The following is a 20,771-nucleotide window of genomic DNA, read 5'->3' on the forward strand; positions in this document are numbered from 1 at the left end:
CTGCCTCAGTTGATCGCGGAGGAGGCGCGGCGCAGGTCGCGTGCCCGCGTCAGGATCACGTCTTCCAGCTTCTGCGTCGTCGCCGCCGCCACCGGCGCGCCGACCCACTGGCCGCCCTGGTTTACCTCGCGCAGCGCCGCGACGCGCAGCGCGTCGGCGCGCAGATCCTGGTCGAGGATCGACACCGTCACCTTCATCCGCTCGGTCGGCGTCTGCGGATTGACGTACCAGTCGGTCACCACCACCCCGCCGTTCGAATCGGTCTGCAGCAGCGGCATGAAGCTCAGCGTGTCGAGCGTCGCGCGCCACAGATAGCTGTTCACCCCGATCGTCGTGATGCGCGAGGCGGCAAGGTCGGTCTGCGGCCGCTCGCGCCCCCCGCCGCAGCTCGCGGCGGCAAGGGCGGCACATACGATCAGCGCGGAACGCAACGGGCGGAACATCGGCATCGTCCTGATGGAAAAACTCACTGGCTGCGGCTCTATAGGGCGCCTCCCCGCCCCGCAAGTTGATCCGATTCGCGCGGGGCCGCCGTTCAGCTGCCGGCGATGTTGTGGATACTATGCAACACTCTCGCCAAAAGCCGGTCAAAATGTGCCCGCGCCGATGGCGGCGTGCGAACCAATCGTGTTACGAACGTTTCGAAGGGGTTGGAGGGACTCGTGTTTCGTAAGGGTGCGCTCATCGGTGGATCGCTCGTGGCACTCGTTGCCGCGTCGCTCGCCGTTGCGCCCGCGTTCGGCGCGTCGGAGGTCGACCGGCAGCTGCCGAAGCGACTCGCCGGGCCGCGCAGCGTCAGCGGCTTCACCCCCTCCGCCGCCGATCCGCGCCTCGCCGCGGCGTTCGCGCGCAGCGGCCTTGCCAGCAGCGAGTTCCGCTTCACTCCGTCAGAGACGCGCGGCGGCAATCGCCCGGTCACCGTGGCGGTTCGCGCCCGCTCGAATCGCGTTGACGACAGCAACCGCGTGGCCGCAGTCACCGCGCCGACGGTCGGCCTGGTACCGGTCGCCTACAATCTCGGCGTGTCGGTCGGTTGGAAGCGCTTTGCCGTCACTGGCGACGTCGCCAAGGTCGATCTCGCCGGCGCCCCCGGCAGCCGCGAGATCGCCGATGTCGGCGTCAGCTACTCGCTGCCGCGCTTCACCGGCCGCGTGAAGGCCGCCGCCGATCGCGCGCTGCCCGGCGCGCCAAAGCTGGTCGAGGACGCGCCGACCTACTCGCTCGACGTCGGTGGTTCCTACTCGCTTACCCGCAACATCGATCTCACCGCCGGCGTGCGCTACAAGTCCGAACGCGAGCGGCTTGCCCGCTTCGCCGACGACCGTCGCGACAGCCAGGCGGTCTACGTCGGCACCGCCTTCCGTTTCTGATACCGGCGTCGCTGGCGGGCTAGGCTAGCCACGCATCGATCGCCGCCCATCCATCAAAGCCGTGCAGCGTGCAAAAGCGCCGCGCTGTCATGCCGCCGAGCGCGATTCGCACCATCGGCAGCCCGCGCGCTAGGTGCGTCGCGCGGCGCACGCCTAGCGCCCCCGCGCCCGGATGCGATCGCGTCGTGAATACCGGCGAGACGAACGCTGCATCCACGCGCTGCCGCCGCGCCGCCTTCGCCTCGCGCCAATCGTGCACCGGCGCCGTCACCAAACCCCTTCGAACCCCTCCTTCAGCCCCCTTTTTAGCCGCTCCGTGGCGCCCCATTTCACCTTGCATGACGGTGCCGCCGGCGCGTACCAGCACCAGTTCGCGCGCGATCGCGACGCACCGCAGCCGCGCGAACAGGCGCCGCCGTTCGGCCGGCGGGGTGGCATGATGCCGAAACACGATGCCGCTGCCGCGCGGCAGCCGGCGCACCGCGCGCCACAGGTCGTCGCCCATCCGCTCGTCAGTCATCAGCCACACACAGGGCACGCGATCGGTCGCGATGGGGTGGCGGCGCTGCATCGCCCCGCCTATAGCCCGCGCGATGCACGCCGACGACCGTCTCGCCGCGATCCGCGGCCGCATCGCCCATGCCGCAAAGCTCGCGCAGCGCGCCCCCGATGAGGTGACGCTGATCGCGGTGTCGAAGACGCACCCTGCGACCACGATCGAACCGCTGCTCGCCGCGGGGCAGCGCGATTTCGGTGAGAACCGCGTCCAGGAAGCGCAGTTCAAATGGCCCGCGCTGCGCGAGCGCTACCCCGACACCCGCCTCCACCTCATCGGGCAGTTGCAGTCGAACAAAGCCGCCGATGCGGTGGCGATCGCCGATGCGATCCACGCCGTTGACCGCCCCTCGTTGGTCGCCGCGCTTGCCCGCGCGATGGAAGCGCAAAGCCGCAGGCCCGCCTGCTTCGTCCAAGTCAACATCGGTGCCGAGCCGCAGAAGGGCGGCTGCGCGATTGCGAACGTCCCCGCCCTGCTTGCCGAGGCACGCGCCGCCGACCTCCCGGTTGCCGGACTGATGTGTCTTCCGCCGGCTGGGATAGAGCCCGCGCCCTATTTCGCGCTGCTCGCCAAGATTGCGCGCGAGGAAGGAGTCGGTGGCCTCAGCATGGGCATGTCCGACGATTTCGAGACCGCGGTGATGATCGGCGCAACGCACGTGCGCGTCGGATCGGCGTTGTTCGGCGCACGCCCGCCGCAGGAGCCAAGTGCATGAAATTCGACGCATTGTTGTTCGATTTCGACGGCGTGCTGATCGAGAGCGAGTATCTCGGCAATAAGCATATCGCGGACTTCCTTACCGCGAACGGGCGCCCGACGACCACCGAAGAGTCAATGGCGAATTTCATGGGCTATTCGGGACGTGACTTCGTGACACGGCTCGAAGCATGGATCGGTGGGCCACTGCCCCAACAATGGAATACCGAACGCCTGGCAGAGAACGAGCGCGTCCTGGCAGAGGGGATCGAGGAAGTCGCCGGCGCCACCGCCTTCGTCCGCTCGCTACCGGCGAATCTGCCGAAAGCGGTGGTCTCGTCGAGCTCGACGCGCTGGATCCGCACGCATCTGGCGCATCTCGACCTCGCCGACGCGTTCGGCGATCACGTTTACTCGGGCGCGGAGCATGTCACGCGCGGCAAGCCTGCGCCCGATCTGTACCTGTACGGCGCGGCGCAACTCGGCGTTCCGATCGAGCGCTGCGCGATCCTCGAAGACTCGCCCGTCGGCACGACGGGCGCGGTGGCGAGCGGCGGCTACGTCATCGGTCTGTGCGCCGGCCGCCACTGCGCGATCGGGCATGACGCGACGCTGCGCGCGATCGGCGTCGATACGATCGCGCATGATTTCGAAGACGTGCGCCGTGAGCTTGGACTCTGACCGTTAGGGTGTCGCGAACAACCCTATAGCTGGTGCCCGGTGCGATCGCGCTTGGTCGCGAGATAGTGTTCGTTGTGCGGGTTGGTCGGCAGGAAGTGCGGTACGCGCTCCACTACCGTAATCCCGCGCCCCTCCAGCCCCGCGACCTTGTTGGGGTTGTTCGTCAGCAGCCGCACCGCGCGCTGGCCCAGCAGGTCGAGCATCCGCGCCGCGACGCCGAAATCACGCGCGTCGATCGCGAAGCCGAGCCGCGTATTCGCGTCCACCGTGTCGAAGCCTTGATCCTGCAGCGCATAGGCGCGCAGTTTGTTGACCAGCCCGATCCCGCGCCCTTCCTGCCGCAGATACAGGAGGATGCCCCAGCCTGAGGCGGCGATCGCCTTGATCGCGGCATCGAGCTGCGGCCCGCAATCGCACTTGAGACTGCCCAACGCGTCGCCGGTCAGGCATTCGCTGTGCAGCCGCACCAGCGGCGGGTGGCCGTTGGGTGCGCCGATCAGCAGCGCGACATGCTCGCCCGGCCCTTCCGGGGTGCGAAAGGCGACGATCTCCGCGTCCTCCGCATGCGCCACCGGCAGGCGTGCGCGTGCCGCGATCCACAGCCGCAGCGCATCCTCGTGCGCGTCGATGTCGTTCGCGGTAATCGTCACCTCGCCTGCGCCGTCCGGCAGCACGAAGAACGCCGGCAGCATCCCCGCAACCCGCGCCAGGCGAAGCGCCGCGGCGGCATCGGCGGCGGCAACCAGCGGCAGCGCGTGGAACGGCCCCTTCAGCGGGGTCGCGAGATCGAGCTGCGGATCGGCGAGCGCGGTCGCCGCGGCGAAATCGACCCACGGCGCACGATCGACCAGCACGGGCGCGTCGGGGATCGCCGCGTCCTTCTGATTGGCAAGCTTCAGCGTCTCCGCACGTCCGGCGGACAGCAGCACCGGCGCCGCCTCGGCAGGATCGAACGCGGCGAGCCGGAGCGGATCGCTCGTCTCGACCGGCAGCAACGCCAGCCCCCCGATGCGGATCGGCCACCCCCGGCGCAGCGCATCGATCGCGCGCGCGACATTGCGTGCCGCATCCGTACGAGCGGCCGGCTCGCTCAAAACGCGAACTCGGTCATGATCGGGACGTGATCCGATGGCGCCGACCAGCTGCGGCACGCCTCGAACACGACGTGTCGCGTCGCCGCCTTCGCCACATCGCCGGTAGCCCACATGTGATCGAGCCGGCGCCCGCGATCGTTCTTCGTCCAGTCGGGCGAGCGATAGCTCCACCAGGTATGCAGCCGCGCCGGGGCGGGATGGAAATGCCGCCCCAGGTCGACCCAGTCATTCGAAGCCTTGAGCCGATCGTGCGCTTCGACCTCGACCGGCGTATGGCTGACGACCTTGAGCAGCGCCTTGTGGCTCCACACGTCCTCGGGCAGGGGCGCGATGTTGAAATCGCCCGTCAGGATCGTCGGGCAATCGAGGGAGGCGGACCAAGCCGTCATCCGCTCGACGAAATCGAGCTTCTGGCCGAACTTCGCGTTCACCTCGCGATCGGGCACGTCGCCGCCCGCGGGAACGTAGACGTTCTCGAGCCGCACGCCGTTGGGCAGGCGCACGCCGATATGCCGCGCTTCGCGGTTCGCCTGCCAGTCGAGCCGATCGTCTTCGCTGATCGGCACGCGGCTGACGATCGCCACCCCGTGGTGCATCCGCTGCCCGTGGATCAGGACATGATCGTAGCCGAGCGCACGGAACGCCTCGATCGGAAAGTCCTCGTCCACCACCTTGGTTTCCTGGAGGCACAGGACGTCGGGGGCATTCTCGCGCAGGAATTGCTCGACGATCGCGATCCGGAAGCGAACCGAGTTGATGTTCCAGCTGACGATCTTCACGCCGCGGGCTTTAGACCCGTCGCGGCGACCACGGCAACCGTGCAGCTTGGTCGCGTTGTGTTGGCGCGCGATAGACAATGAAAGCGTGCAGCGCCGCGGCTAAGCCGCGTCGTCGATCGTCGCTGGTGCGACGTCGGCCGTGGTTGGGCGGCTTGTCGCTGCCGCGGCATACGCCCTACGCAGAAAGGCCCCCGCTCCGGGGGCATGGAGCGAGGGCCGACCTGGCGTTCGTCACGCAGGGGGAGTGGAGCAACCGTCCGGGCAACAGGGGGAAAATCCCGAACCGCCCCACATCCGCGAGGCAAGCTCTAGGCCCACTTACCTGTCGCCCACATGAACGGATTCACGAAATTCTTTCAGCTTCGCGCGCCGCTGCGCCGCGGATCGTTCCAACGGAACGCCCCGTCGCTGACCGGCGCGTTGAAGCGCTGGTTGGCAAGGCGGATCGTCGTGCGATTGCCCTGGCTGTCGAGCATCACCCAGCCCTGCAGCATCAGCCCGCCCGGCGCGCCGCCATCGCGCGCGAAAACCATCGTGATCCGGCCGTATTCGGGATGCTTGGGATCGTATCCCTCCACCGACAGCACGCGCGGGTCGGGATTGGGCACGATCTTGGCGTAGCGCGCGATGTCCTTGTCGGGATTGATCAGCACGCCAAGCGGCGAATTGCCGATCGGCCAGCGCTGCACCTGCCGGACCGAATAGTCGATGAAGGTCAGCGCCTTGCCGTCCCCGACGATCAGGATCGGCACGCCCTTCTCGTACTGGAAACGGATCCGCCCGGGCTTCTTCAGCGTCAGCGTACCGGTCAGCGTCTTGCCGGCGCGATCGGTCTGCGTGAAATCCGCCGTCATCGTGTTCACGCTGCGCAGGTGATTCTGCACCAGCGACAGGTCACCGCTCTGCGCCAGCGCCGGCGCGGCAAGCGCCACCATCGCGGCGACCGGCATCATGTATCTCACTCATACTCTCCCGATGGGCTGCCGATCCGGTGGCACCAATGCGTTGAACCTGCCGTGAACCCGGTCTCGATCATAAAGGTACGGCGATCGGAACAGGCGTCGATCAGAACAGCGTCCCCAGCCCGATCGTCTCACCCGTGCCGACCCAGCCTTCGTAAATCATCTTGAACGCGACGAAGACGATCGCTGCCAGGCCCACGTAGGCGATCCAGCGATAGCGTTCGATGAAGCGCGCGATGACGTTGGCGGCGAGGCCCATCAGCGCGACCGACAGGATCAGTCCGACGACGAGGATGCCGGGATGCTCGCGCGCCGCGCCAGCGACCGCCAGCACGTTGTCGAGGCTCATCGACACGTCGGCGACGGCGACCGCCCAGGCGGCACTGGCGAAGCTGCGCGCGGGCTTCAATCCGGAGCGTTCGTCGCCCTCCACCTCGACCGATCCGACGTTGGCGTGGCTATCGTGCCGCAGCTCGCGCCAGAACTTCCAGCTCACCCACAGTAGCAGCAGCCCGCCCGCGAAGATCAGCCCGACGATCCCCATCAGCCACGTGACGACGAGCGCGAAGGCGATGCGCAGCACCAGCGCGGCGAGGATGCCGATCAGGATCACCTTCTTGCGCTGATCCGCGGGCAATCCGGCGGCGAGCGCGCCAACGACGATCGCATTATCCCCTGCGAGGACGAGGTCGATCATCAGCACCTGGCCAAACGCGGCGAGCGCCGCCGGATCGGACAGGTTCGAGAAGTCGGCGACGATGTGTTGCCAGATATCGCCGAGCGATCCGGGGCCCTGGATGGCCGCGGCGGCCTGGGCGAGCAGGGAAAGGATCAACGGCTGGGCGCTCCCGCGAAAAGGTCTGGTGATCGAACGGCGACGATACCGTTTCGGTTGCGTCCATATGGCGTGGGGTCGGTAATCACCAGCTTGACGAGACGGCACCCGTCATAAAGACAAACGGCGTGGCAAAGCCACGCCGTCGATCGGGTTCGGCTGTGCCGACCCGTCGGCCGAGCCGGTGCGAGTCCTACGCCAGGGTGGCGCAGGCCGCACTCGGCTACTGATTCATGCTGGCGAAGAAATCCTCGTTGGTCTTGGAATCCTTCATCTTGCCGAGCAGGAACTCCATCGCGTCGACGGTGCCCATCTGCATCAGGATGCGACGCAGCACCCACATCTTGGACAGCTTGTCCTTCTCGACCAGCAGCTCCTCCTTGCGCGTGCCGCTCTTCGACACGTCGATCGCCGGGAAGATGCGCTTGTCCGACACCTTGCGGTCGAGCACGATCTCCGCGTTGCCGGTGCCCTTGAACTCCTCGAAGATCACCTCGTCCATGCGGCTGCCGGTGTCGATCAGCGACGTCGAGATGATCGTCAGCGATCCGCCTTCCTCGATGTTGCGCGCCGCGCCGAAGAAGCGCTTCGGACGCTGCAGCGCGTTGGCGTCGACACCGCCGGTCAGCACCTTGCCCGACGACGGCACCACCGTGTTGTAGGCGCGGCCGAGGCGGGTGATGTTGTCGAGCAGGATCACCACGTCCTTCTTGTGCTCGACCAGGCGCTTGGCCTTTTCGATCACCATCTCGGCCACCGCGACGTGGCGCGTCGCCGGCTCGTCGAAGGTCGACGAGACGACCTCGCCGTTCACCGTGCGCTGCATGTCGGTGACTTCCTCGGGCCGCTCGTCGATCAGCAGCACCAGCAGGAACACCTCGGGATGGTTCGCCGAGATCGCGCGCGCGATGTTCTGCATCATCACCGTCTTGCCGACGCGCGGCGGGGCGACGATCAGGCAGCGCTGACCCTTGCCGATCGGCGAGACGAGATCGAGTACGCGGCCCGTCTTGTCCTTCGCCGTCGGGTCCTCGATCTCCATCTTCAGCCGCTCGTCGGGATAGAGCGGCGTCAGGTTGTCGAAGTTGACGCGGTGGCGGACGGCGTCGGGATCGTCGAAGTTGACGCTCATCAGCTTGGTCAGCGCGAAATAGCGCTCGCCATCCTTGGGCCCGCGGATCTCGCCCTCGACGGTGTCGCCGGTGCGCAGCCCGTGCTTGCGCACCTGATTGGGGGAGACGTAGATGTCGTCGGGGCCGGCGAGATAATTGGCCTGGGGGCTGCGCAGGAAGCCGAAGCCGTCGGGCAGCACTTCGATCGTGCCCTCGCCCATGATCGTCTCGCCTTCCTCGGCCTGAACCTTGAGGATTGCGAACATCAGGTCCTGCTTGCGCAGCGTCGAGGCGCCCTCGACGCCGAGCTCCTCGGCAAGCTGGACCAGCTCGGCCGGGGCTTTCTTCTTCAAGTCTTTGAGATGCATGTCGTGTGTCCGATTGAAATCGGGTGGGGGGAGAAAGCCCGGTCGGCGGAAAACAATTCGCGCGGCAACGAGACTGAAGGAGGCAGCGGGCCGAACGGCCTCACCAAGTGCGAGACGTAGGTTTGGCCCGCCGGTTAGTCAAGCAGCGCGTGGCGCGCGATCCGCAAGTACGCGGCGGATCAGAACGGCTTTACCACCGCCAGAATGACGATGATCGTCACCGCGAGCGCGGGCACCTCGTTCATCATCCGCAGCTGCCGGTTGCCGAGGCTCGCCTGCCCGCGCGCCAGCCGCTTCGAATAGCCCACCGCCCAACCGTGATAGCCCGATAGCAGGAACACGACGAACAGCTTGGCGTGGAGCCATGCCAGCCCCTGGATACCCGCGAGAAGACCGACGTTGACCGCCAGCGCCAGCCCGATCGCCCACACCGCGATCATCGCCGGCGTCAGGATGATGCGGCGCAGCTTGGCCTCGCGCGTGATCCAGCGCTGCTCTTCCGCGGGATCGCCCAGCCCTTCCTGATGATGCACCAGATAGCGCGGCAGGATGAACATGCCCGCCATCCAGAAGATCACGAAGATGACGTGCGCGGCCTTCACCCACAGATAGGCAGCGCCCAGGAACCCGACACCCATCAGCCAATCACCTCCGGCTCCGCGGCAACGCCGCCGCGCACCCGCGCCACCACGTGCTCGACATGCGCGATCGGCGTGTGCTGGTCGATCCCGTGGCCGAGATTGAAGACGTGCGGCCGGTCCGGGAAGGCGGCGAGGATGCGGTCGATCGCCGTGTCGAGCGCATCGCCCCCGGCGATCAGCGCCAGCGGATCGAGATTGCCCTGCACCGGCATGCCGTCGGGCAGATTGGCGTCGGCCCACGCAGGATCGACCGTCTCGTCGAGCCCGACGGCGTCGACCCCGGTCTCGCGCGCATACGCGGGCAGCTTGCCGCCCGCCCCCTTCGGGAAGCCGATGACCGGCACGTCGGGGTGGCGCGCCTTCAGCCCGGCGACGATCGCCGCATTGGGCGCGATCACCCAGCGTTCGAATTGCGCCGGCGACAGCGTGCCCGCCCAGCTGTCGAACACCTGCACCGCCTCCACCCCGGCCTCGATCTGGCCGGAGAGATAGTCGATCGTCAGCGCCGTGATCGCATCGATGATGGCACCGAACGCGGCCGGATCGCGATATGCCATCGCGCGCGTCTCGGCCTGGTCCTTCGATCCCTGCCCCGCCACCATGTACGTTGCCACCGTCCACGGCGATCCCGCGAAGCCTAGGAACGTCGTCGCTGCGGGCAACATCCCGGCGACGCGGCGCACGGTTGCATAGACGGGATCGAGACGCGCCGTCACCGCGGTCAGGTCACCCAGCGCATGCTCGGCGAGGCGCGGCGCGAGCCGTGGTCCCTCGCCTACGCCGAACGTCAGATCCTGCCCCATCGCCCAGGGGACCATCAGGATGTCGGAGAACAGGATCGCGCCGTCGAAACCGAAACGGCGGATCGGCTGGATCGTCACCTCGGCCGCGCTTGCCGGATCGGTCGCCAGCGCGAGGAAGCCGCCCTTCTCCGCCCGCAATGCACGATACTCGGGCAGATAGCGCCCCGCCTGACGCATCAGCCACATCGGCGGACGCGCCGCACGCTGGCCCTGCAGCACGCCCAGCAGCGGCTTCGCGGACGGCTCGATCGGGGGGTGCACGGGCATCCTTCTAACTAGAAAAGAAGATTCTAAAGGGTTGTGAGATGTTGTTGGCGCGTTGGTGTCGGGGCTTATGCGTTCCCCCCCGAATTGCCAACAGCTTGACGTGCGGCGCCCCACGCGGCGCCGTCGATTCGAATGCGTCGTCCCCGTTATCCACAGGCTGTTGATGAAATCGGCCGGTGTGAACGGGATTGTGGATAGCCGCCCGGTTTTCCACCGCCGACGCGCGGCTTGGCCGTCGCGGCGGGTTGCGCTAGCGCTCCTCCCCATGTTGTCCACAGGGTTCACGATCGCCGCCTGCACGTGGCCGATCTTGCATGTGGTGCAGTTCGGATCGGCGTCGTGACCGTCCGTCTGCACCTCCACCTCCTGTCGGACTCGACCGGCGAGACGCTTGAGAACATCGCCAAGGCCGCGCTGGCGCAATATGACGACGTCGAGACGGTGCGCCATTTCTGGCCGATGGTCCGCACCGAGGCGCATCTCGACCGCATCCTGCAGGAGATTGCGCACAATCCCGGGCTGGTGATCTACACGTTGGTCAATCCCGCAACCCGACGCGCGCTCGAGCAGCGCTGCCAGAGCCTCGGACTTCCGATGGTCGCGCCGCTCGATCCGGTGAACGACGCGCTGTCGATGCTGTTCGGCCAGCAGGCCAAGGGCAAGCCGGGGCGCCAGCACGTCCTCGACGCCGCCTATTTCGCGCGTGTCGACGCGATCCAGTACACGATCGCGCACGACGACGGGATCGCGTGGGAGGAGTGGGAGGAAGCCGATATCGTCCTCGCCGGCGTCTCGCGCTCGTCCAAGACGCCGACGTCGATCTATCTCGCCAACCGCGGCTTCAAGGTCGCCAACATCCCGATCGTCGTCGAGAGCCCGCCGCCGCGCGATCTGTTCGCGCTGAAGAACCCGCTCGTCGTCGGGCTGACGACCAGCGCCGATCGGCTGATCCAGATCCGCCGCAATCGGCTGCTGTCGCTCAACCAGGCGCCCGAGACGCCCTATGTCGATCAGGAAGCCGTCACGCGCGAGCTGCAATATGCCCGCCGCATGTTTGCCGACAACGGCTGGCCGGTGATCGACGTCACGCGCAGATCCATTGAGGAAACCGCCGCCGCGATCATCGCGCTGGTCAACGATCGCCGCGGTGCGCCGAGCGTGGGTGAGCAATGATGTCGAACCCGGGACAAGACACCCTGCAACTCATCCTTGCCTCACAATCGGCGTCGCGCCGCGCGATGCTCGGGGCGGCGGGCGTGCCGTTCGTCGCGCAGGCGCCGATGGTCGACGAGGACGCCGCCAAGGCGGCGCTCGGCAACGTCGCGCCGCGCGATCTCGCCGACTCGCTCGCCGAACTGAAGGCGCTCAAGGTATCGCAGCGCGCGCCGCAGGCGCTTGTGCTTGGATCAGACAGCCTCGCGGTGCTCGAGGATGGCACGATCCTGTCGAAACCGCGCGACCGGGAGGAAGCTGCGGCGCACCTCGCGATGATGTCGGGCAAGCGGCATGATCTGGTCAGCGCGGCGGTAATTGCCGAAGGCGGGCGGGCGGTGTGGCGCCACGTCGACAAGGCGCGGATGATCGTGCGACCGCTGTCGCTTGCCTTCATCGAAGCGTATCTCGACGCCGAATGGCCGGCGATCGCGGGCTGCGTCGGCTGCTACCGGATCGAGGGGCCGGGTGTGCAATTGTTCAGCCGCGTCGAGGGCAGCCAGTTCACCGTGCTCGGCATGCCGCTGCTGCCGCTGCTCGGCTATCTGCGCGAGCGGCAGGTACTGCTCGCCTGATCGGCGGCCATCAGGGAAGGAACGCGGCAGTGTCGGAATCATCATCGCAGCCGGGTGGCGTCACCGCCGCCGCCACTGCCATCGCTACCGCCACCGGCCGCCCCTATGCCGAGGTGATCGGCGATCCCGTCGCGCATTCCAAGTCGCCGCTGATCCACCGCTTCTGGCTGGAGAAGCTGGGGATCGACGCCGATTACCGCGCCACCCACGTCCTGCCCGACGACCTGCCGGCCTATGTCGCGGCGCGGCGCGCCGATCCGGCGTGGCGCGGCTGCAACGTCACCATCCCGCACAAGATCGCGATGCTCGATCTGGTCGACGATCCGGGCGACGTGCGCGGATCGATCGGCGCGATGAACACCGTGGTGCGCGGGGAGGGGGGTGCCTTGTTCGGCACCAACACCGATGCCGCCGGCTTCTACGCGCCGATCGCCGACCTCGATCTCGCCGGCGCGCCCGTAGCGGTGATCGGGGCGGGGGGCGCGGCGCGCGCGATCCTCTTCGCGCTGGCGCGGATGGATGTGGGGCGGGTGACGATCCTCAACCGCTCGCCGTTGAAGGGTGCCGCGCTGCTCGGCCGCTTCGGCCTCAAGGGCGATGCGCTGCCGCTCGCCGCGCCGCTTCCCGCGGCGAAGCTGCTCGTCAACACCAGCGCGCTCGGCATGGCCGGCCAGCCGCCGCTCGACCTTGATCTGTCGCCGCTGCCGATCGGCGCGATCGTCTACGACATCGTCTACACCCCGCTCGAAACGCCGCTGCTGCAGGCCGCGGCCGCACTTGGGTTCGAGACGATCGACGGGCTCGACATGCTCGTCGGCCAGGCCGCCGCGGCGTTCGAACTGTTCTTCGGCCAGCCGGCGCCGCGTGCGCACGACGACGAACTGCGCGAGCGGCTGCTCGCCTGAGCCGGCATTTGAAAAAGGGAGACGCGACGATGATCAAACTCGGCCTCACCGGATCGATCGGCATGGGCAAGTCGACTGTCGCCAAGATGTTCGCCGACGAAGGCGTGCCCGTCTTCGATGCCGACGCCGAAGTGCACAAGCTGCAGGGCCCCGCCGGCCGCGTCGTCGCGGCGATCGAGGCGCGCTTTCCCGGCACCACCCGGGCCGAGGGCGTGAACCGCACCGCGCTCGCCGAGGCGGTGCTCGGCGACGATGCGGCAATGAAGGCGCTCGAGGCGATCGTTCATCCCGCCGTCGGGGAGGAACGCGCCGCCTTTCTCGCGGAACATGCCGCCGCGCCGCTCGTCATATTCGATGTGCCTTTGCTTTTCGAAACCGGCGGCCAGCGCGGCGTGGACAAGGTCGCGGTCGTCTCCGCCGATCCCGCCGTCCAGCGCGCCCGCACACTGCAGCGCCCGGGCATGACCGCGGGCAAGTTCGACGCGATCCTCGCGCGGCAGGTGCCTGATGCGGAGAAGCGCGCGCGCGCCGATTACATCATCCCGACCGACGTTTCGATGGACGAGACGCGCGCCCACGTCCGCCACGTCGTCGCCGATCTTATCGGCGATCGACCGGGCGCCGGATCGGGCGACCCGGCTTGCCTCGGTTCGAGCGAAGGCCGATAAACTCACGATGCGCGAGATCGTCTTCGACACCGAAACCACCGGCTTTACCTTCGGCGAGGATCGCATGGTCGAGATCGGCTGCGTCGAGCTCATCAACCGTGTCGAGACGGGGCGCACGTTCCACGCCTATTTCCATCCCGAGCGCAGCATGCCGCCGGGCGCGCAGGCGATCCACGGGCTGAGCGACGCGTTTCTGTCGGACAAGCCGCTGTTCCACGCGCTCGCCGAGGAGCTCGTCGCCTTCGTCGGTGATGCGCCGCTCGTCGCGCACAATGCCTCGTTCGATTTCGGCTTCCTCAACGGCGAGCTCGGTCGCTGCGGCCGTGATCCGATCTGCATGACGCGGATGATCGACACGCTGGCGATCGCCAAGCAGCGGCATCCCGGCGCCAAGCTGACGCTCGATGCCTTGTGCTCGCGCTTCGGCATCGATCGCTCGCACCGCGTGCTGCACGGCGCGCTGCTCGACGCGCAACTGTTGGCGCAGGTCTATGTCGAGCTGATGGGGGGGCGGCAGATCGGGCTGTCGCTCGTCAGCGATCTTGTCGCCGAGGCGCTGCCAACGCAATCCGCCGCGCCGCGCGTCACGCGCGCGGCGCGCCATTTCGCGCCCAGCGATGCGGAACTTGCCGCGCACACCGCGTTCATGACGCGGGTCAAGAATCCGATCTGGGGGGCCGCGGCGTCCGGCTGACGCCCAACGCTCCGGCGCGAGAACGCCGGGCCACTGAATGGAGAACAAGTCGATGGATATCCGCATCTCTGGACACCAGGTCGAGACGGGCGATGCGCTCAAGGATCATGTCGACACCCGGCTGCAGGGTATCGCCGACAAATATTTCAGCCGTGCGATCTCGGCGCATGTGACGTTCGGCAAGGGGCCTCACGACAACGGCTTCGGCTGCGACATCGTCGTCCACGTGATGCAGGGGCTGGTGCTGAAGGGCCGGCACGAGGCGCAGGACGCGCATCACGCGTTCGACGGCGCGGCGGAAAAGATCGAGAAGCAGCTGCGCCGCTACATGCGCCGGCTGAAGGACCGCAATGCCGGTGAGGCGCAGGCGCTGGCCGAAAGCGTGTCCTACGACAACGCCGGCTACACGCTGTTCGCCGAGCCGACCACAGAGGACGAGGAAGCAGGCGATGCGCCGCTGATCGTCGCCGAGACGCGTGTCGACGTGCCCGATGCCAGCGTGTCCGACGCGGTGATGATGCTCGATCTGCGCAACACCGCGGCGCTCTTGTTCAAGAATTCGGGGACGGGCGCGTACAACATGGTCTATCGGCGCGGCGACGGCACGATCGGATGGGTCGAGCCGCAGCGCGCGGGATGATTATCGAAGCGTCATGTCCAATGATTTGAGTGATCTGCTCCACCCCGACCTCGTCGTCGTCGGGGTGGCGGCAACCAGCAAGAAGACGTTGTTCCAGCAACTTGGTTCGATCGTCGCGCCCGCCATCGACGGCAAGCCGTCCGCGATCGCCGGCGCGCTTACGGAGCGCGAGAAGCTTGGTTCGACCGGTTTCGGCGGGGGCGTGGCGATCCCGCATGCGCGCCTCCCCGATCTGCCGCGGATCATCGTCGGCGTGGCGCGGCTCGCGCAGCCGATCGAATTCCAGTCGGTCGATGACGTGCCGGTGGATATCGTGGTAGCGATGCTGTCGCCGCCCGATGCCGGCGCGGAGCATCTGAAGGCGCTGGCCCGCGTGTCGCGTCGGTTCCGCGACCGCGCGTTCGTGGCCAAGCTGCGCGGCGCCGGTTCGCGCGATGCGCTATATGCCCTGCTGACGGCGGATGACGGGAACCACGCGCGTGACGCGGCCTGAAGGTGCCGAGGCGCATCATCGTGCCCTTGAATCGCTCTATGCCGCAGCACCGATCAACGCGCTGTTCGCCTCGCGGCTCGAAATTCCCGAACCCGGCGTCGCGCGGATTCGGTTCGACGTTGTGCCCGATCACTTCCACGCCGCGGGTGCCGCGCACGGGACTACCTATTTCAAGATGCTTGACGATGCCGCTTTCTACGCGTGCAACAGTCTCATCACCGATCGTTTCCTGCTGACGACGCAGTTCAATCTGCTGCTGACGCGCCCGCTCGCCGCCGGTCCGGTCGTGGCGGAGGGGCGTTGGGTCAGCGGACAGCGCCGCGTCTTCGTCGGGGATGCACGGCTGATTGCGGCGGATGGGGAGGAGGTCGCGCGGGGTACCGGCACCTTCATGCGCAGCCGTATCGCGCTAGCCGGGCTGCCTGGGTACCGTGTCGGATAGTGGCAAGGCTGCCGACGCACCTGCTCGTTTCCGCACTTCTCCGCCGCATCAATGATGCCGGCGGGTTCGCCGTCGTGCGCGCCCGCGGTGATGCCGATTCCGGCGGTATCTTAATCTTGCTCGAGCGCGAGGATCGGCTGATCGAGCGGATGATCGGCATGGATGGTCGCGATGCTTTGACCCCAGCGGGACTCGCCGGCGCGGCAGCGGAAACGCCCGACGATTACTGGCAGCGGCGCCGCGCGCGCGATCCCGACTTATGGGTGGTTGCTCTGGATGTCGCGGACGGCGAACGGTTCGCCGCTGAAACGATCTGCATTAATTGACTCGAAACCCCTGGTGAACGAGCAGCCTCGTATTGCTTTTGGCGTTGTGCTGCACGGGTGCGATCCGTTCGGTGACGCAGTCGGGGGGGCTCCCGGGCGATCGATGTTCGCAGGCGAACGGCTGGTCGTGTCCGCGTAACCACCGCATTTGATAGTGTACGAATGGCTTTCTTCTCGCAGGCCGCGATTGCCGTGGCCATGACGATGACGTTTCTTGGACTGGGTGTGCAGAGCACGCCGTCCATGGCTGCAGAGGTTGAGCAGCAATCGCTCCCCCAGCCTGCCACCACCCAGCCTGCCACGACTGCGGTAGTCACCACCGCCACTCCGGCGGTCGCGACGAACAATGAACTCGCGACCGGCGATACGGTTGCCTATCCGACGCTTGCGGCCGCGGTCGCTGCGCAAACGACGCACGACGGCGACGATCAGGCGATCGAATGCCTCGCCGGCGCGATCTTCTACGAGGCGAAGGGCGAGCCGCTGTCCGGCCAGCTTGCGGTCGCTGACGTGATCCTCAACCGCTCGAAATCGGGCCGCTTTCCCGAGGACGTCTGCCAGGTCGTCACCCAGCGCGGCCAGTTCAGCTTCGTCCGCGGCGGTCGCATCCCGTCGATCGACGAGGACAACCGCTATTATCGCACCGCCGTCGCGGTGGCGAAGGTCGCGCTCGCCAACGCTTGGGACGGCGAGGCGGATCGTGCGCTGTATTTCAACCGTGGCCGCGCCCCCGCGGCAGGGCTGCGCAAGGTCGCGTCGATCGGCAATCACGTCTTCTGGCGCTGAGCGATCGGGCATCGATCCCTGCTTTCCATCGTTCCCTTCCTGTTCTAATCAATGGGCGTGCTTACGACGCCTCAACCCTGCCTCGACGATCCTCTATCGCCGCTCTGCGCCGCGGATGTTGCGCGCGGCGTGACGCGGCTGTTGCTGCGGCACGATCTGGTGGCGATGGCCGAGGTACCGCTCGAGGGCGGGCGCCGCGTCGATCTGATGGCGATCGACGGGCGCGGGCAGATCACGATCGTCGAGATAAAGGTGTCGCGCGCCGATCTGCTCGGCGACGGCAAGTGGCAGGATTACCTGCCGCATTGCGATCGGTTCTTCTGGGCGGTGCCGGCGGGGTTCGATCACGCCCCGATTGCGGGCGACGCCTTCCTTCCCGAACGCACCGGGCTGATCGTCGCCGATCGCTACGATGCGGCAGTGGTGCGCGAGGCGCGGACCGATCCGATGAATACGCATGCGCGCAAGAAATGCACGCTCGCCTTTGCCCGTCGCGCGGCGCGCCGGCTCGTCGTGCTGGCCGATCCCGAAGCGGCGCAGGCGTGGTAGCGCACGCCGCCCCGTCCCTTGCTACAGCACCCGGTACGGCACGATCCGCCTGACCCCGGGCTCGACCGCGATCGGCCGGTCGGTGGGGGGAAAGGCGCGCTGGTCGCACTCAATGCGCGGGCACAGCCGGCACGATATGCCGATCGGCGTCGGGCGGCTCGTCCGATCGACGGCATCGGCGTAGACGAAGTCGGCGGCGTGCGTCGCCTCGCACCCGAGCACGACGGCGTAGCGGCGCGCGAGCCGATCGAACCGCCCCGACGACTTCACCAGCCCCTTCGCCATCGAGACGTAGCGGACGCCGTCCGGCGTTTCGGCGTGCTGCACCAGGATACGATCGGGCACCGCGACCGCTTCGTGCACGTGCCATAGCGGGCAGGCGCCGCCGAAGCGCGCGAACTGCAGCCGCGTCGCCGAGTGGCGCTTGGTGATGTTCCCCGCCATGTCGACGCGGCAGAAATAGAACGGCACCCCTTCCACGCCCTGCCGCTGCAGCGTCGACAGGCGGTGGCACGCCTGTTCGAAGCTGACGTTGAAGCGCCGCGTCAGCCGATCGATGTCGTGCCGCAGCCGGCGGGCTTCGGCTCGGAACCTAGAATAGGGCATGACGAGCGCGCCTGCGGCGTAGTTCGCCAAACCCACGGCGAGCAGCCGGCGTGCCTCGTTCCCCGGCAGATCGGCGGCAGCGACGATCCCCTCGATCATCCCCGCGAACGCCGTCGCCGCCAGCCGGTGCGCGACGAGGAAGCGCTGCGTCTCGGGGGAAAGCGCGCCGTTGATCGTCAGTCGCACGCCGTCGAAGCGCGACAGCGGTGCATCCTCGTCATGGTCGGTCGCGACGACGATGCCGTGATCGGACAGTGCACGCGCAAGGCTGGTGGCGCGCTCCGCCAGCTCCTCAGCCGCGCGGTCGAGCGGGTCGATGTAATTGCCCGCCTCGTGAAACCAGTCGCGCACCGCCTCCCACGGCAGCCGCGCGCCGCTGCCCGCGACGAGCGACTCCTCCGCCAGCGCCAGCCGGTCCTCCGCCGCGCGCTTCGCCGCCTGCAGCGCGATGAGGCGATCGGCGACGCCCGGCTGGGCTTCCGCCAGCTTCACCGCGTCGATCGCGTCGAACCCTGCCAGCGCACGATCCGCCAGCGCGTCGGTCAGTGCGGTCAGCCGGCGCGCTGGCGCCTCGCCCTCGATCACCGCCAGCGCCTGCGGATAATGGCGCGCGAGCGCGGCCGTCACCGCCGTGGTCAATGGCCGCTCGTCGCTCTCCAGCTGCGACAGGTAGCTAACTGACAGGCCGAGTTTCGTCGCCATCGCGCGTTGGTTCATCCCGGCGGCGAGGCGTAGCGACCGCAGTTGCGAACCGGCGTAGAGACGGGCAGCCATAGTTCCGCCTATTTCGCAGAGCTTCCATTCGCAAGTTCGCAACTTCACATTTGCGTCAGGCGGCCCTGCGGCGCAGACAGCACCACCGTCAGGAGAGATGCATGTCGTCGACGATCGAGGAACTGGAACGCAAACGCGACGCCGCGCGGCTCGGCGGCGGGCAGAAGCGTATCGATGCGCAGCACGCCAAGGGCAAGCTGACCGCGCGCGAGCGTCTCGACGTGCTGCTCGACGAAGGGTCGTTCGAGGAACTCGACATGTTCGTCGAGCATAACTGCGTCGATTTCGGCATGCCCGATCAGGTCTATCCGGGCGACGGCGTCGTCACCGGATCGGGCACGATCAACGGCCGTCTCGTGTTTGTCTTCAGCCAGGATTTCACCGTGTTCGGCGGCTCGCTGTCCGAACGCCACGCGCAGAAGATCTGCAAGGTGATGGACATGGCGATGAAGGTCGGTGCGCCCATCATCGGCCTCAATGACTCGGGCGGCGCACGCATTCAGGAGGGCGTCGCCTCGCTCGGCGGCTATGCCGAGGTGTTTCAGCGCAACGTCCTTGCCTCGGGCGTGGTGCCGCAATTGAGCCTCATCATGGGCCCGTGCGCTGGCGGTGCGGTCTATTCGCCGGCGATGACCGACTTCATCTTTATGGTGAAGGATTCCTCTTACATGTTCGTCACCGGCCCCGACGTGGTGAAGACGGTGACCAACGAAGTGGTGACGCAGGAAGCGCTGGGCGGCGCGGTGACGCATACCACCAAGACGAGCGTCGCCGACGTCGCGTTCGAAGACGATATTGAGGCGCTGCTCGCCGCGCGCGACTTTATCGATTTCCTTCCCGAATCCAACCGCTCACCGGTGCCCGAGCACCCGCCGCCGCATCGCGCTTGGGCTCAGGAAGCTCAAGAACAAGAGCCTCGAGAACCCGTGGAAGAAGCATGACAACATCCCGTTGTGAGCCGCTTGCCTGCACATTATAATGTGATGTGAAGGAGAGCCGTCATGCAGACCGAGCGAGTTACGTTCCTCACCACCCCGGGCCACAAGGCTGCGCTTACCGCGCGTGCGGCGGCGCGGGGCGTGTCGCTCGGCCAGTATATTCGGCAGCGGATCGAGGATGAAGATGCAACGCCGGAGGATGAAGCTGAGCTCGCCGAACTCGTCGCGCAGGTGAATGAAGCGCTGCCGCACATGAATGCCTCGATCGATTCGATGATCGAGACGTTGCAGGCGACCAGCCGGAGCATCCGCGAGACGCTCGATCAACTGGACCGCGATCGGTGAGCGCCGTCAACGATGCCTTTTCGGCGTTGAAGAACGTGGTGCTGATGCAGGAACGGCTGGATGTCGTCCGGCGCGAGCTTGGCGAGCTTCGGGCCACGGTGGGCACGTTGAACGATCGGGTGATCGGCCTGGATCGCCGTCTCGTCCGCATCGAGACCATGATCGAAATGACACGCGGTAGCGGATCGTCCGTGCCGCGCATCGAGGGATAAGAGGACACATGAACCTTGGTCGCCTGAACCATGTCGGCGTCGCGACGCCGTCGATCGAGAAATCGGTCGAAACGTACCGCACGCTGCTCGGCGCGGCGGCGATCGGCGAGCCGTTCGACCTGCCGGCGCAGGGGGTGAAGGTGTGCTTCGTCGATGCGCCCAACACCCAGATCGAGTTGATCGAGCCGTATGACGCGAGCTCGCCGATCGCCGGCTTCCTCAAGAAGAACCCGGCGGGCGGGCAGCATCACGTGTGCTTCGAGGTGCCCGACATCGACGCCGCAGTGGCGCATCTCAAGGCGAACGGCGCGACGGTGCTGGGCGAGCCGCGGATCGGCGCGCACGGCACGCCGATCATCTTCGTCCACCCCAAGGACTTCGGCGGCATGCTCGTCGAGCTGATGGAAGAGCCCAAGCAGGCGCATTGAACACGATAAAAGGA

The 20,771-nt window shown here is 67.2% G+C and carries 27 protein-coding genes and 1 pseudogene; 18 read left to right on the plus strand and 10 right to left on the minus strand.

Annotated elements, in window-relative coordinates:
* Positions 1 to 5: 5 nt before the first annotated feature.
* Positions 6 to 443, minus strand: coding sequence for a DUF3576 domain-containing protein (locus F1C10_RS12260; RefSeq protein ID WP_085810087.1), 438 nt, complete (start codon positions 441 to 443; stop codon positions 6 to 8).
* A 255-nt stretch (positions 444 to 698) separates the two neighbouring features.
* Here F1C10_RS12260 and F1C10_RS12265 point away from each other — a divergent pair, with 255 nt between their 5' ends.
* Positions 699 to 1,370 (plus strand): porin, encoded by a 672-nt coding sequence (locus tag F1C10_RS12265; RefSeq protein ID WP_258042893.1) that lies wholly within the window; start codon positions 699 to 701, stop codon positions 1,368 to 1,370.
* 19 nt (positions 1,371 to 1,389) lie between these two features.
* On the opposite strand, the gene F1C10_RS12270 is transcribed toward F1C10_RS12265, so the two are convergent.
* Positions 1,390 to 1,941, minus strand: a complete 552-nt coding sequence (locus F1C10_RS12270; protein ID WP_258042894.1) for a thiamine phosphate synthase — start codon at positions 1,939 to 1,941, stop codon at positions 1,390 to 1,392.
* A gap of 22 nt (positions 1,942 to 1,963) precedes the next feature.
* Here F1C10_RS12270 and F1C10_RS12275 point away from each other — a divergent pair, with 22 nt between their 5' ends.
* A complete protein-coding gene (locus tag F1C10_RS12275) occupies positions 1,964 to 2,641 on the plus strand; it encodes a YggS family pyridoxal phosphate-dependent enzyme (protein WP_185206556.1) in 678 nt (225 codons plus the stop codon).
* On the plus strand, positions 2,638 to 3,303 hold the full coding sequence (locus tag F1C10_RS12280; RefSeq protein WP_185206558.1) for an HAD family phosphatase: 666 nt from the start codon (positions 2,638 to 2,640) through the stop codon (positions 3,301 to 3,303). Before F1C10_RS12275 ends, F1C10_RS12280 begins: the two co-directional genes overlap by 4 nt.
* A 23-nt stretch (positions 3,304 to 3,326) precedes the next feature.
* Here the strand turns inward: F1C10_RS12280 and ribA are convergent, their stop codons facing one another.
* The 7 genes from ribA to hemE all read right to left on the minus strand — a co-directional run bounded on the left by ribA (position 3,327) and on the right by hemE (position 10,164).
* Positions 3,327 to 4,397, minus strand: a complete 1,071-nt coding sequence (gene ribA, locus F1C10_RS12285) for a GTP cyclohydrolase II (RefSeq protein WP_185206560.1) — start codon at positions 4,395 to 4,397, stop codon at positions 3,327 to 3,329.
* On the minus strand, positions 4,394 to 5,176 hold the full coding sequence (locus F1C10_RS12290) for an exodeoxyribonuclease III (protein ID WP_185206562.1): 783 nt from the start codon (positions 5,174 to 5,176) through the stop codon (positions 4,394 to 4,396). Before F1C10_RS12290 ends, ribA begins: the two co-directional genes overlap by 4 nt.
* 356 nt (positions 5,177 to 5,532) lie before the next feature.
* The gene (locus F1C10_RS12295) at positions 5,533 to 6,129 is read right to left on the minus strand and encodes an outer membrane lipoprotein carrier protein LolA (RefSeq protein ID WP_185210220.1); all 597 of its coding nucleotides are present in this window, start codon (positions 6,127 to 6,129) and stop codon (positions 5,533 to 5,535) included.
* Positions 6,130 to 6,241: 112 nt separating this feature from the next.
* Positions 6,242 to 6,973, minus strand: a complete 732-nt coding sequence (locus tag F1C10_RS12300; RefSeq protein WP_374939349.1) for a TerC family protein — start codon at positions 6,971 to 6,973, stop codon at positions 6,242 to 6,244.
* A gap of 223 nt (positions 6,974 to 7,196) precedes the next feature.
* Positions 7,197 to 8,453, minus strand: a complete 1,257-nt coding sequence (gene rho, locus F1C10_RS12305; RefSeq protein WP_185206564.1) for a transcription termination factor Rho — start codon at positions 8,451 to 8,453, stop codon at positions 7,197 to 7,199.
* 179 nt (positions 8,454 to 8,632) lie between these two features.
* Entirely contained in the window at positions 8,633 to 9,091 is a 459-nt protein-coding gene (locus tag F1C10_RS12310; RefSeq protein ID WP_185206565.1) for a CopD family protein, read from the minus strand.
* Entirely contained in the window at positions 9,091 to 10,164 is a 1,074-nt protein-coding gene (gene hemE / locus F1C10_RS12315) for a uroporphyrinogen decarboxylase (RefSeq protein ID WP_185206567.1), read from the minus strand. Before hemE ends, F1C10_RS12310 begins: the two co-directional genes overlap by 1 nt.
* Before the next feature lie 339 nt (positions 10,165 to 10,503).
* Here hemE and F1C10_RS12320 point away from each other — a divergent pair, with 339 nt between their 5' ends.
* From F1C10_RS12320 to F1C10_RS12370, 11 genes are all read left to right on the plus strand, one after another.
* Positions 10,504 to 11,337, plus strand: a complete 834-nt coding sequence (locus F1C10_RS12320; RefSeq protein WP_185206569.1) for a pyruvate, water dikinase regulatory protein — start codon at positions 10,504 to 10,506, stop codon at positions 11,335 to 11,337.
* 65 nt (positions 11,338 to 11,402) lie between these two features.
* Positions 11,403 to 11,951: a nucleoside triphosphate pyrophosphatase gene (locus tag F1C10_RS12325; protein ID WP_258043159.1), complete on the plus strand. Its 549-nt coding sequence runs from the start codon at positions 11,403 to 11,405 to the stop codon at positions 11,949 to 11,951.
* A gap of 80 nt (positions 11,952 to 12,031) precedes the next feature.
* Positions 12,032 to 12,856 (plus strand): shikimate dehydrogenase, encoded by an 825-nt coding sequence (locus F1C10_RS12330; RefSeq protein WP_185210222.1) that lies wholly within the window; start codon positions 12,032 to 12,034, stop codon positions 12,854 to 12,856.
* A gap of 29 nt (positions 12,857 to 12,885) precedes the next feature.
* The gene (coaE, locus tag F1C10_RS12335; protein WP_185206573.1) at positions 12,886 to 13,524 is read left to right on the plus strand and encodes a dephospho-CoA kinase; all 639 of its coding nucleotides are present in this window, start codon (positions 12,886 to 12,888) and stop codon (positions 13,522 to 13,524) included.
* Positions 13,525 to 13,531: 7 nt separating this feature from the next.
* Entirely contained in the window at positions 13,532 to 14,218 is a 687-nt protein-coding gene (dnaQ, locus tag F1C10_RS12340) for a DNA polymerase III subunit epsilon (RefSeq protein ID WP_185206575.1), read from the plus strand.
* A 52-nt stretch (positions 14,219 to 14,270) separates the two neighbouring features.
* The gene (gene hpf, locus F1C10_RS12345; RefSeq protein ID WP_185206577.1) at positions 14,271 to 14,858 is read left to right on the plus strand and encodes a ribosome hibernation-promoting factor, HPF/YfiA family; all 588 of its coding nucleotides are present in this window, start codon (positions 14,271 to 14,273) and stop codon (positions 14,856 to 14,858) included.
* A 13-nt stretch (positions 14,859 to 14,871) separates the two neighbouring features.
* Complete coding sequence (locus F1C10_RS12350; protein WP_185206579.1) at positions 14,872 to 15,351, plus strand: PTS sugar transporter subunit IIA; 480 nt, start codon at positions 14,872 to 14,874, stop codon at positions 15,349 to 15,351.
* Positions 15,338 to 15,793: a PaaI family thioesterase gene (locus F1C10_RS12355; protein WP_258042897.1), complete on the plus strand. Its 456-nt coding sequence runs from the start codon at positions 15,338 to 15,340 to the stop codon at positions 15,791 to 15,793. The genes F1C10_RS12350 and F1C10_RS12355 overlap by 14 nt, the downstream gene beginning before the upstream one ends.
* Complete coding sequence (locus F1C10_RS12360) at positions 15,790 to 16,119, plus strand: DUF1491 family protein (protein WP_185210223.1); 330 nt, start codon at positions 15,790 to 15,792, stop codon at positions 16,117 to 16,119. Before F1C10_RS12355 ends, F1C10_RS12360 begins: the two co-directional genes overlap by 4 nt.
* Positions 16,120 to 16,362: 243 nt before the next feature.
* On the plus strand, positions 16,363 to 16,905 hold the full coding sequence (locus tag F1C10_RS12365) for a cell wall hydrolase (RefSeq protein ID WP_258042898.1): 543 nt from the start codon (positions 16,363 to 16,365) through the stop codon (positions 16,903 to 16,905).
* A gap of 57 nt (positions 16,906 to 16,962) precedes the next feature.
* Positions 16,963 to 17,454, plus strand: a complete 492-nt coding sequence (locus F1C10_RS12370; RefSeq protein ID WP_258042899.1) for an MmcB family DNA repair protein — start codon at positions 16,963 to 16,965, stop codon at positions 17,452 to 17,454.
* A 21-nt stretch (positions 17,455 to 17,475) separates the two neighbouring features.
* Here F1C10_RS12370 and F1C10_RS12375 read toward each other — a convergent pair whose 3' ends face one another.
* Positions 17,476 to 18,834, minus strand: a complete 1,359-nt coding sequence (locus tag F1C10_RS12375) for a short-chain fatty acyl-CoA regulator family protein (RefSeq protein WP_185206586.1) — start codon at positions 18,832 to 18,834, stop codon at positions 17,476 to 17,478.
* Positions 18,835 to 18,935: 101 nt separating this feature from the next.
* Between F1C10_RS12375 and F1C10_RS12380 the strand changes: the two are divergent.
* The 4 genes and pseudogenes from F1C10_RS12380 to mce form a co-directional block, all read left to right on the plus strand.
* Positions 18,936 to 19,706: pseudogene (locus F1C10_RS12380) on the plus strand (acyl-CoA carboxylase subunit beta); the annotation flags it as partial.
* Between the two features lie 129 nt (positions 19,707 to 19,835).
* Positions 19,836 to 20,117, plus strand: a complete 282-nt coding sequence (locus tag F1C10_RS12385; RefSeq protein ID WP_185206588.1) for a hypothetical protein — start codon at positions 19,836 to 19,838, stop codon at positions 20,115 to 20,117.
* Positions 20,114 to 20,329, plus strand: coding sequence for a hypothetical protein (locus F1C10_RS12390; RefSeq protein ID WP_185206589.1), 216 nt, complete (start codon positions 20,114 to 20,116; stop codon positions 20,327 to 20,329). The genes F1C10_RS12385 and F1C10_RS12390 overlap by 4 nt, the downstream gene beginning before the upstream one ends.
* Before the next feature lie 8 nt (positions 20,330 to 20,337).
* The gene (gene mce, locus F1C10_RS12395; protein ID WP_185206591.1) at positions 20,338 to 20,757 is read left to right on the plus strand and encodes a methylmalonyl-CoA epimerase; all 420 of its coding nucleotides are present in this window, start codon (positions 20,338 to 20,340) and stop codon (positions 20,755 to 20,757) included.
* The last annotated feature ends 14 nt before the right edge of the window (positions 20,758 to 20,771 follow it).

This window comes from Sphingomonas sp. NBWT7, assembly GCF_014217605.1.
In the GTDB taxonomy this organism is placed as follows: domain Bacteria; phylum Pseudomonadota; class Alphaproteobacteria; order Sphingomonadales; family Sphingomonadaceae; genus Sphingomonas.